The organism is Streptococcus sp. 9.1, assembly GCF_016648815.1.
Lineage (GTDB): Bacteria > Bacillota > Bacilli > Lactobacillales > Streptococcaceae > Streptococcus > Streptococcus salivarius_E.
Window position 1 is genome coordinate 59,191 of record NZ_JACLQS010000006.1, and the last position, 10,353, is coordinate 69,543.

The window sequence follows — 10,353 nt, forward strand, 5'->3', positions numbered from 1 at the left end:
GACAATGAATCCTTTCTTTTATTTACTTTTAATATTTTATCTGGTTTTGTAAATCTTGACAAGAGATTTGCTCATGAAAAATCAATTTTATTTTACTTTCATTTTTCATCGTGTTATAATTAGGGGTAATGCAATTATGGTAAGATAGGGGGCGATTAGATGGTAATTGATAAAGCTTTAATAGAAGATATTAAGAGTAGTACCAATATCGTCGACGTGATTGGTGAAGTTGTCAGTCTTAATCGTGCTGGCCGCAATTACCTGGGTCTCTGCCCCTTCCATAAGGAGAAAACCCCCTCATTTAATGTTATTGAGGACAGACAGTTTTACCATTGCTTTGGTTGTGGCAAGTCTGGCGATGTCTTCAAATTTTTAGAAGAATATCGTCAGATTTCTTTTCAAGAAAGTGTCAAGGTTCTGGCAGATCGGCTAGGTATCGCAGTTAGTATAGATGCGCCAAGACAAGCCAAGCAGCAAAATTCTCCTAATCAAGCTTTTTATGATCTTCATGAGGATGCACTTAAGTTTTATCATGCTGTTCTCATGACGACTAAGATAGGAGAAGCAGCGCGTGCCTACCTCTATGAGCGTGGGATGACTGACGAGTTACTCAAGGCCTTTCAGATTGGCCTATCCCCTGACGAACCAGATTATCTCTACCAGTCAGTTTCAAAAAAATATGACGAAGAGGTACTGACAGAATCAGGTCTTTTTAATCTTTCTGAAAATAATCGCATTTTCGACACTTTTAAAAATCGAATTATGTTTCCACTAAAAAATGAGTTTGGAAAGACAATCGGTTTTTCAGGACGTGTTTGGACTAAGGAAGATATAGAGAAGGGGCAAGCCAAGTACAAAAATACAAGGGCTACCCGTATTTTCAATAAGTCCTACGAACTCTACCACTTGGATCAGGCTAAACCAGTGATACAGAAGACACATGAGGTTTATCTGATGGAGGGGTTCATGGATGTCATTGCTGCCTATAGGGCTGGGCATGTTAATGCTGTGGCTTCTATGGGAACGGCGTTGACCCCTGAGCATGTTAATCGTCTGCGTAAGTTAACCAAGAAAATTGTTCTGACCTATGATGGTGATAAGGCTGGGCAAAATGCGATCGCCAAGTCTCTTGAGCTTTTATCGGATTTTCAAGTCGATATTGTTAAAATTCCAGACAATATGGACCCTGATGAATATCTACAGAAAACATCCGAAGAGGCTTTGGGGAAACTCTTGGTCGAGTCCCGTATTTCAGATGTGGAATTTTGGATAGGACAGCTAAAACCTGCTAATGTAGACAATCTTCAAGCAGAGATTGCCTATGTTGAGCAGATTGCTAAGATTATTGCCAAGTCACCTTCTGTGACGGCACAAAATTCCTACATTTCTAAGGTGGCCGACCTTTTGCCTGACTTTGATTTTTTCCAAGTCGAGCAAGCGGTCAATAACGAACGGTTGACCATTAGGAATCAGCAGACGGCTCAATTATCGGCTGCTAGTAATAGTGCTTATGAGTCTTCGGCGTCAGGGTTCAGAGGGGCGGTCAAACTACCTTCTACACCAAGGATTACAGGTCTTCGTCGAGCGGAAAACCAACTCTTCCATCGTATGCTTAATCATCCTATGATATTGAATGACTATCGCATGAGAGAGGAGTTTTTCTTCCAAACACCTGAGTTAGAGGAGCTTTATCGTATTCTGAAACAAGATGGTCAGATTGATACCGTAGCTTTGTCTCTACTTTCTCAAGAGGTGCAAACAGCCTATTATCAGGTTTTAGAGGAAATTTTACCACCTGAAACCAGTCTTGAAGAAGTTCAGGCTATCGAAGAGCGTAGAAATCATTTTTTGAGGGAACAGGACTTTCGTAAGCAAAGTAAACAAATAAGAGAATCAAGTAACCACGGTGATGTGGATGCAGCGGTGGAAGCCCTGCAGATGCTCATCGCCCAAAAACGAGATATGGAGTAACACATGGCAAAGAAAAAACAAAATACAGCATTTAACGTTCAAGTCGCTGATTTCATCCGTAACCACAAAAAAGCTGGTACAGCAATTGATGATGAAGTCACAGAAAAACTAGTTATCCCATTTGTTCTTGATGCTGATGGGATTGATGACCTTTTGGAACGTTTGACAGACGGTGGTATCTCTATCACTGATAAGGACGGAAATCCTTCATCTAAATATGTTGTTGAAGCCCCAAAACCAGAAGAGTTGACAGATGAGGAACTTCTTGGTTCAAACTCAGCTAAGGTCAATGACCCTGTTCGTATGTACCTCAAAGAGATTGGGGTAGTGCCTCTCTTGAGTAACGAAGAGGAAAAAGAATTGGCTATCGCTGTTGAAAATGGTGACTTGGAAGCTAAACAACGTTTGGCAGAAGCCAATCTTCGTTTGGTAGTCTCAATCGCTAAACGCTATGTAGGACGTGGTATGCAGTTCTTGGACTTGATTCAAGAAGGTAACATGGGGCTTATGAAAGCCGTTGATAAATTTGACTACTCTAAAGGCTTCAAATTCTCAACTTATGCGACATGGTGGATCCGTCAAGCGATCACACGTGCCATCGCAGACCAAGCACGTACCATCCGTATCCCAGTTCACATGGTTGAAACTATTAATAAATTGGTGCGTGAGCAACGTAACCTCTTGCAAGAGTTGGGACAAGACCCAACACCTGAGCAAATCGCTGAACGTATGGATATGACTCCAGATAAGGTTCGTGAAATCCTTAAGATTGCTCAAGAGCCAGTTTCTCTAGAAACACCTATCGGTGAAGAAGATGATAGCCATTTGGGTGACTTTATCGAGGATGAAGTTATTGAAAATCCAGTAGATTACACAACTCGTGTGGTTCTTCGTGAACAATTGGATGAAGTGCTTGATACTCTTACAGACCGTGAAGAGAATGTTCTTCGTCTTCGTTTCGGTCTTGATGATGGGAAGATGCGTACTTTGGAAGATGTTGGTAAAGTCTTCAATGTTACTCGTGAACGTATTCGTCAGATTGAAGCTAAAGCCCTTCGTAAATTGCGCCACCCAAGCCGTAGTAAACAACTTAAAGACTTTATTGAAGACTAAGATAGTAAATGGAAGGGGCCTGATTATTAGGCCCTGATTTTGGAGGAAAAGCTATGTCTGAAGTAAAATACACTGAAGCAGAAATTGAAAAAATCAAGGACCGTATCTTAGAAGCTTTAGAAATGGTTATTGACCCTGAGTTGGGAATTGATATTGTCAACCTTGGCCTTATTTACGATATCCGTTTCCAGCAAGATGGCTATACTGAAATCGATATGACCTTGACGACTATGGGATGCCCACTGGCAGACCTTTTGACAGACCAAATTTATGACGCTATGAAAGAAGTGCCAGAAGTCACTAAGACAGAGGTTAAATTGGTCTGGACACCAGCATGGACTATCGAAAAGATGAGTCGTTATGCCCGTATCGCCCTAGGTATTCGTTAGGAGAAATCTTATGAAAACACTGGCTATCGTTGTTCCTTGTTATAACGAGGAAGAGACTATTCATCCTTTTTTAGAGGCTTGTCAGGCAGTTGAGCGACAAATGGCCAATCAGTTGGCTTTCAACTATTACTTTGTCAATGACGGTTCAAAAGATCGCACCTTGGAAGTTTTGAGACAGGTTTCAAAACAATTTGAAAATGTTCACTATCTCTCTTTCTCTCGTAATTTTGGGAAGGAAGCAGGTTTACTGGCAGGACTTGAAGCAGCCCAAGGTGACTATGTCACAGTTATGGATGCCGATCTTCAAGATCCACCTGAACTTCTTATCGAGATGTATGCCAAAATCCAAGAAGGTTACGACGTTGTCGGAACACGACGTGCTGACCGCAAGGGTGAGCCACCTATTCGTTCACTCTTTGCTAAGGCCTTCTATTGGTTGATAAATAAAGTTTCTGATACCGAAATGGTGGATGGGGCACGTGATTTCCGCTTGATGACTCGTCAAGTCGTTGATGCCATCCTTGAGCTCAAGGAAGTGAATCGCTTTTCAAAAGGGCTCTTTTCTTGGGTCGGCTTTGATGTGGCCTACGTCTCTTATGAAAATCGTGAACGTGTGGCAGGAGAGACTTCTTGGTCTTTCTGGAGCCTATTGAGTTACTCACTTGATGGCTTTATCAACTTCTCAGAAGTACCCTTGAAACTTGCCACATGGGCAGGAACCTTCTCATTCTTAATCTCCTTGGTTGGAATTCTCTTTGTCGTTATCCGAAAACTAACTATAGGTGGGAGTGTTGCAGGCTGGGCAAGCCTTGTCTCGATCATCCTCTTTATCGGAGGAATCCAACTCTTGGCCTTGGGAATCATCGGGAACTATATTTCAAAGATTTTCCTAGAAACCAAGAAACGACCGGTGTATGTTATTAAAGAAAAAGGGTGAAGATAACCAGCTATTTATACAAATAAATTTGTTGTATAGAATTATTTATGAAAGCAGATTTTTTCTGCTTTTTTTGATAAAATTAAAGTGCTATTAATGAAAATTACAAGGAGAAAAATATGATTCTAGTAACAGGTGCAAATGGCCAACTCGGAACTGAGCTTCGCCACCTTCTTGACGAACGTAACGAAGAATATGTAGCAGTAGATGTGGCAGAAATGGACATCACTGATGCTGCCAAAGTAGATGAAGTATTTGCGGAAGTAAAACCAACCTTGGTTTATCACTGTGCTGCTTACACAGCTGTTGATGCTGCTGAAGATGAAGGTAAAGAGCTTGACTATGCTATCAACGTGACAGGTACTGAAAATGTTGCTAAGGCTGCTGAAAAACATAGTGCAACGCTGGTTTATATTTCAACGGACTACGTTTTTGATGGTGAAAAACCAGTCGGTCAAGAGTGGGAAGTTGATGATAAACCAGATCCACAGACAGAGTATGGTCGTACAAAACGCATGGGTGAAGAGTTAGTCGAAAAACATGTGACTAACTACTACATTATCCGTACTGCGTGGGTATTCGGTAACTATGGTAAGAACTTTGTCTTCACTATGCAAAACCTTGCTAAGACTCACAAGACACTCACAGTTGTTAATGACCAACATGGCCGCCCAACTTGGACACGTACTTTGGCAGAATTTATGACTTATTTGGCTGAAAACCGTAAGGAATATGGTTACTATCACTTGTCAAATGATGCAGCAGAAGATACAACTTGGTATGACTTTGCGGTTGAAATCCTCAAAGATACTGATGTTGAAGTGAAACCTGTTGATTCAAGCCAGTTCCCAGCCAAAGCTAAACGCCCACTTAACTCAACAATGAGTTTGGCTAAGGCTAAGGCTACAGGATTTGTCATTCCAACATGGCAAGATGCTTTGAAAGAGTTTTACAAACAAGAAGTGAAGTAAGAATCAAGGTCAGTTAAATAGATTTGAATATATTTGACTGACCTTTTTAATAGAGTTTTCAGGAGAAACTACGTATAAAAATGTCAGATTTACTCATTATTATTCCAGCCTATAACGAAGAAGGCTCGATTGAAAATGTTGTTAACAACATCATTCAAAATTATCCTCAATATGACTACGTCATTATCAATGATGGCTCTCGTGATAAGACTTCACAAATTTGCCATGAGAATCATTACAATATTGTTGATTTGCCAGTGAATCTCGGTCTTGCGGGAGCTTTTCAAACAGGTTTAAGATATGCATATGAGCATGGTTATAAAAAAGCGGTGCAATTTGATGCAGATGGTCAACACTTACCAGAATATATTCAAGGTCTGGAAGAAAAAATCAATGATGGCTTTGATTTAGTTATTGGTTCTCGATTTGTTACAGAGAAACGACCAAATTCTTTACGAATGTTAGGTAATATCTTAATTAGTTCAGCTATTAAACTTACCACAGGTAAGACAATTAAGGACCCAACTTCAGGAATGAGAATGTTCTCAGAAGATTTAATTAAAGAGTTTGCACTCAATATTAACTATGGTCCAGAGCCAGATACCGTTTCTTATCTCATCCGTAATGGTGTAAAAGTTGCGGAAGCGCAAGTTAGAATGGAAGATAGACAAGCGGGAGAAAGTTATTTGACCCTTTCTCGTTCTATCAAATATATGACACACATGTTTGTGTCAATCCTACTCATTCAAAACTTTAGAAAGCGAGGCTAGATGCCATGACTATTTGGTTTCAAATTGTTCTAATTTTTGTATCTCTAGCGACAGTTACCTTCATTCTTAGAGGGATTCGAAAATCTCAAGTACAAATCAACGATTCACTATTTTGGATTTTCTTCTCACTGGTATTACTTGTATTTAGTGTCTTTCCAAAATTAGCTGAGATCATTGCGAGAGCATTAGGAATTGTTTCGGCGGTAAACTTTATTTTCCTTTTTATCATTTTCCTTCTACTGATTAATCAATATCAATTAACAGTTCGCTTATCTAAACTTGATACAAAGTTCAAAAACTTAGTACAAACAATTGCCTTGAGAGGAAAAGATGAGTAAAAAAAGTCAGCTTCCAGATGCAAAAACGATATATTTTTGGAATCTGCTGGGAAATTTAGCAGCATCAGGTGTATCGGTTTTATATCTTTTAATCGTTACTCGATTGACTTCGGCGTCTCTAGCTGACCAATTTAGTTTGGTATGGTCTATCGGGACTCTCTGGGTAGTTATCGGTCTTTTTCAAGTTCGAAATTATCATGGAACAGATGTAAGGCAGAAGCATTCGTTTAGAGCGTACTTTCAAGCCCGTATTTTAACGATACTTGCCATGATAGTAACACTGTTACCTTATTTAAAGATAATAGGAGGAAATAGATATACCTCGTCTGTTATTTTAATGGCGTTTCTGATGATTTTATATCGAGCTTGGGATTCAGTTTCTGATCTTTTTCAGGGGTTGTTTCAACAACGTGAGCGTATGGATATTGCAGGGAAGACCATGTTCTATCGTTATTCGACTAGTACGGTGGTCTTGTTTCTTGCTTTGCTTATTTCAAAATCTCTTATTATATCCTTGCTAGCTTTGACCATTTGGAATGGACTTTTTATTTTATTATATGAGTTTAGGTTTGTTCATCACTTCGAATCAATTAATTGGAGAGGAGTATTTGACCTAAGGAAGATTCATGAGTCTCTGGATATCCTTAAGGAGTGTTTCCCACTTTTCTTGAACGGTTTCATACTACTTTATGTTTTGAATGAGCCTAAGTTAATCATTGAGCGAGGTTTATCTGAGGGAGTATTACAAACAGGAATGCAAAGAGATTTCAATATTCTCTTCATGCCTGTCTTTTTCATGAGCCTTATTATTCTAATGGTTCGTCCTTTGATTACACAACTTGCTTTTTTGTATGTGGACAAAGAATACGAGAAGTTTGATTCGATTATAAAAAAACTTTTGCTTTATATCATAGGTGGTGGGTTACTAGTAGTTTGTTTAGCTTATTTACTAGGAGTCCAAGTATTAGGACTAGTCTTTGGATTAGATTTAGCATCTTATCAGGTACCATTTACAATTTTGATTTTAGCTGGAGTTTTGTACGCTGTCGCGATTATTTTTGAAAACATCCTTACCATTATGCGAAAGCAACACCTACTGATTGCTATTTATGTTGCTATGTTAGTTGTTACTTTATTAATTACTAAGACATTTATCTATTCGTGGGGGATGCTTGGTGCTTCGTTAGCATTTTTAGTAGTTATGATTGTGTATGTGTTTGGTATTTCAATTATTTATTTTAGAGAAAGAATTAAAGAGAGAAGACAATGACTTACGATTTGACTGTAATTATTCCAGTATATAATACTGAAAAATATCTACGAAGATGTTTAGAAAGTATTGTAAATCAAGATGATATTGAAAAGTGTTCCCTTAAGGTAATTTGTATAAATGATGGGAGTACTGATGGATCTCAAAAAATAATAGAAGAATTTGTTGAGAAATATCCTTATATAGAGATTTTTAATAAAGAAAATGGTGGGTTAGCTGATGTCAGAAATACTGGCTTACAGTTTATCCACGATAGTCTTTATACTGTGTCACTTGATTCAGATGATTTTTGGGATAGATCTTTTTTAACAGAGTTTAACAAATATAAATCAAGTAACTATGATTTAATATTTTTCGATATTAATTTAGTCGACTATGAAGGAAATCTGGTAAAAGAATTAATTGTTAATCCTAAATTTGATAAGTATGATAAGAAAAAAGATTTCATGGTTGTGAAACATGCTGCATGGTCGAAGATTTGTAGGACCGACCTATACGATAACATTACTTTTCCAAAAGGTAAGTTATACGAGGACCTTGCAGTTATGCCCTATTTAACTAGTAGAGCTGAGAAAATCCATTATATTCAGAAACCACTTATTAATTATGTTATTAATACTCCCGGGTCAATTATGAATTCAAGTAAATCTAATATCTTTGATATTTATGACTCGTTAACTCATCTGTTTAATTTATTTGGAAATCATTTTGAGGAGTATAAGAATGAACTACAATATTTAGCAATTGAGCATTTATGTGTTGGTCATACGTATCGTTTGTTGAATTACCCTGAGGCTACAAAACAAGATTTTAAAGATATTGTTATCTTTATGGAAAAATATTTTGGAAAACATTGGGATAAAAATAAGTATGTTAAACGTGGTGTTCAAAAAGTAAATATCAATTCATCCTTATCCTACGTTGTTCCATTCTTTTTGAAGTTTTTGAAATATGGTGGTTTTGGTGTTTGGCCAGTCATCAAAAAAGTGAAAGGTAGTTGAGTAATAATGCAAACAGATTTTATTGCTTCAAAAATGCAGGAAGTTTCTTCCGATTTTTTGAAGAATTTACGAAAACACTGGGTGCAAGTTATCCTGGTTTGGCTTACAATTGGAATAACATATATATATTTAGGGGGAAGTCTGGTTAATCTTCCTAAAAGTTTATTGTTAGTAACAGGCATATTCTTTTCTATCATTATTTTATTGCCAGGGAAATTTTATAACAAAATAGCCATTGCTATTGTACTTTCAGGAAGTTTATTTGTTGTTTCTTCCCCTAACCTTGACATTCCAGATGAGAATGCACATTTTGCTCGTGCCTTATATGTAGCAGATTTCCATGCTTATCTACCGAAAAAAGACAAGGATTTAAAAGTCTCAGATGATGTTAGTAAGGTTACTAAAGAGTTTAAGGTGCCTTTAAAGCAAACTGGTTTAGATAAGATAAAAGTTTCTTTTAAAAAGGTACATTCTTCACTTTTTATTGTTACCAATGCATCATCTTTTATCCCTTACATTCCTCAAGTGATTGGTATTTGGATAGCAAGAATCCTAGGACTTAGTCTCCTATGGTTGGTTATTTTAGGTCGATTTTGTAATTTAGTTTGCTATGCCTTAATTACTCGTCTTGCTATAAAGAAAGCTAAAGGTTTTGAAATTCTTTTTGGCACCATTGCTTTGTTACCAATGTGTGTTTATTTAGCGGCTTCTTTCAGTACTGATGGAATGGTTAACGCATTAACGTTTTATTTGATAGCACAGTTCTGTTATCTGATAAATAGAGAACAAAAAGTAAGTTTAAGAGATATGATCATTTTTGCAGCACTGAGCTTAGTTTTAGCAACGATGAAATTACCATATGTTCTTTTAGTGGGCTTATTATTGTTTATACCAAAGGAAAAGATGACAATTAAGAAGAACTATCTTTATGCAGCTCTATTAATTTTTGTTACCGCCATATTAAGTTTCTTATGGTTGAAGCAATCGAGTGATATTAATGCAAGTAAGGTAACTCATGGTGCAAACCCAGTGGACAAGATAAAATTCACTATTGCACATGCTAACGTCTTTTTCAAGACCTTCCTTCGGGAATGGATTGACTTGATTCCCAATAAGATGGGGTCATTATTTACTTTCGGTTGGTTAACCTATGGTTTAGGTAATATTTCGTGGTATTATCTTATCTTTGTAAGTTCTATTATTTTAATGCTTCCTCAACCTTTACCTTTACCAAAAATTAGTAAAATTGGTACTGCACTTGTAGCTATTGGAATTTCATTTGGTATTTTAATGACTTCATATCTTATGTGGGGCCAAACTGCTGATATTAGTTTTGCAGGTGTTCAAGGTCGTTATTTCACAGGTGTTTTACTCCTATTAGGTTTGTTTGTTAACTGTTCAAGAGTATTTTATCCTCAAAATAACATAGACTTCGATGAGACAATTGATAGACGAGAATACTTTGTTTATGTTATTGCCAATCTGTTTATATTGATGTCAGTAGTATTGACAATTCTTCAGTATTACGGTGTGAAGAACTGAATTTCTAGCATTTTATAAATAGTTTTTTTAAGCAGTCCTTAGTGGCTGCTT

At 37.2% G+C, this 10,353-nt stretch carries 10 protein-coding genes; all 10 read left to right on the forward strand.

The genetic code is table 11. The annotated features are described in order from the left end of the window. Nucleotides 1-159 precede the first annotated feature (159 nt). The 10 genes from dnaG to H7T93_RS05900 all read left to right on the forward strand — a co-directional run bounded on the left by dnaG (nucleotide 160) and on the right by H7T93_RS05900 (nucleotide 10,302). Complete coding sequence (gene dnaG, locus H7T93_RS05855) at nucleotides 160-1,971, forward strand: DNA primase (protein ID WP_049545254.1); 1,812 nt, start codon at nucleotides 160-162, stop codon at nucleotides 1,969-1,971. Nucleotides 1,972-1,974: 3 nt separating this feature from the next. Next, the gene (gene rpoD / locus H7T93_RS05860) at nucleotides 1,975-3,084 is read left to right on the forward strand and encodes an RNA polymerase sigma factor RpoD (RefSeq protein ID WP_002884252.1); all 1,110 of its coding nucleotides are present in this window, start codon (nucleotides 1,975-1,977) and stop codon (nucleotides 3,082-3,084) included. A 53-nt stretch (nucleotides 3,085-3,137) separates the two neighbouring features. Next, the gene (locus tag H7T93_RS05865; RefSeq protein WP_002884757.1) at nucleotides 3,138-3,473 is read left to right on the forward strand and encodes a metal-sulfur cluster assembly factor; all 336 of its coding nucleotides are present in this window, start codon (nucleotides 3,138-3,140) and stop codon (nucleotides 3,471-3,473) included. A gap of 10 nt (nucleotides 3,474-3,483) precedes the next feature. Further along, nucleotides 3,484-4,410, forward strand: a complete 927-nt coding sequence (locus H7T93_RS05870; RefSeq protein WP_037611851.1) for a glycosyltransferase family 2 protein — start codon at nucleotides 3,484-3,486, stop codon at nucleotides 4,408-4,410. A 119-nt stretch (nucleotides 4,411-4,529) separates the two neighbouring features. Next, nucleotides 4,530-5,381, forward strand: a complete 852-nt coding sequence (gene rfbD / locus H7T93_RS05875; protein ID WP_049545256.1) for a dTDP-4-dehydrorhamnose reductase — start codon at nucleotides 4,530-4,532, stop codon at nucleotides 5,379-5,381. Nucleotides 5,382-5,455: 74 nt separating this feature from the next. Continuing rightward, nucleotides 5,456-6,151, forward strand: coding sequence for a glycosyltransferase family 2 protein (locus H7T93_RS05880; protein WP_173018418.1), 696 nt, complete (start codon nucleotides 5,456-5,458; stop codon nucleotides 6,149-6,151). A 5-nt stretch (nucleotides 6,152-6,156) separates the two neighbouring features. After that, nucleotides 6,157-6,489, forward strand: coding sequence for a DUF2304 domain-containing protein (locus tag H7T93_RS05885; RefSeq protein ID WP_011226332.1), 333 nt, complete (start codon nucleotides 6,157-6,159; stop codon nucleotides 6,487-6,489). After that, nucleotides 6,482-7,759: a lipopolysaccharide biosynthesis protein gene (locus H7T93_RS05890; protein ID WP_049545257.1), complete on the forward strand. Its 1,278-nt coding sequence runs from the start codon at nucleotides 6,482-6,484 to the stop codon at nucleotides 7,757-7,759. Before H7T93_RS05885 ends, H7T93_RS05890 begins: the two co-directional genes overlap by 8 nt. Further along, on the forward strand, nucleotides 7,756-8,760 hold the full coding sequence (locus tag H7T93_RS05895) for a glycosyltransferase family 2 protein (protein ID WP_038676540.1): 1,005 nt from the start codon (nucleotides 7,756-7,758) through the stop codon (nucleotides 8,758-8,760). The genes H7T93_RS05890 and H7T93_RS05895 overlap by 4 nt, the downstream gene beginning before the upstream one ends. 6 nt (nucleotides 8,761-8,766) lie before the next feature. Continuing rightward, nucleotides 8,767-10,302, forward strand: coding sequence for a DUF2142 domain-containing protein (locus H7T93_RS05900; protein ID WP_049545258.1), 1,536 nt, complete (start codon nucleotides 8,767-8,769; stop codon nucleotides 10,300-10,302). Nucleotides 10,303-10,353 lie beyond the last annotated feature (51 nt).

Bases quoted from the DNA above. Each gene is read 5' to 3' on its own strand.
- dnaG (WP_049545254.1), top strand. From the start codon at position 160: ATGGTAATTGATAAAGCTTTAATAGAAGATATTAAGAGTAGTACCAAT.
- rpoD (WP_002884252.1), top strand. From the start codon at position 1,975: ATGGCAAAGAAAAAACAAAATACAGCATTTAACGTTCAAGTCGCTGAT.
- H7T93_RS05865 (WP_002884757.1), top strand. From the start codon at position 3,138: ATGTCTGAAGTAAAATACACTGAAGCAGAAATTGAAAAAATCAAGGAC.
- H7T93_RS05870 (WP_037611851.1), top strand. From the start codon at position 3,484: ATGAAAACACTGGCTATCGTTGTTCCTTGTTATAACGAGGAAGAGACT.
- rfbD (WP_049545256.1), top strand. From the start codon at position 4,530: ATGATTCTAGTAACAGGTGCAAATGGCCAACTCGGAACTGAGCTTCGC.
- H7T93_RS05885 (WP_011226332.1), top strand. From the start codon at position 6,157: ATGACTATTTGGTTTCAAATTGTTCTAATTTTTGTATCTCTAGCGACA.
- H7T93_RS05890 (WP_049545257.1), top strand. From the start codon at position 6,482: ATGAGTAAAAAAAGTCAGCTTCCAGATGCAAAAACGATATATTTTTGG.
- H7T93_RS05895 (WP_038676540.1), top strand. From the start codon at position 7,756: ATGACTTACGATTTGACTGTAATTATTCCAGTATATAATACTGAAAAA.
- H7T93_RS05900 (WP_049545258.1), top strand. From the start codon at position 8,767: ATGCAAACAGATTTTATTGCTTCAAAAATGCAGGAAGTTTCTTCCGAT.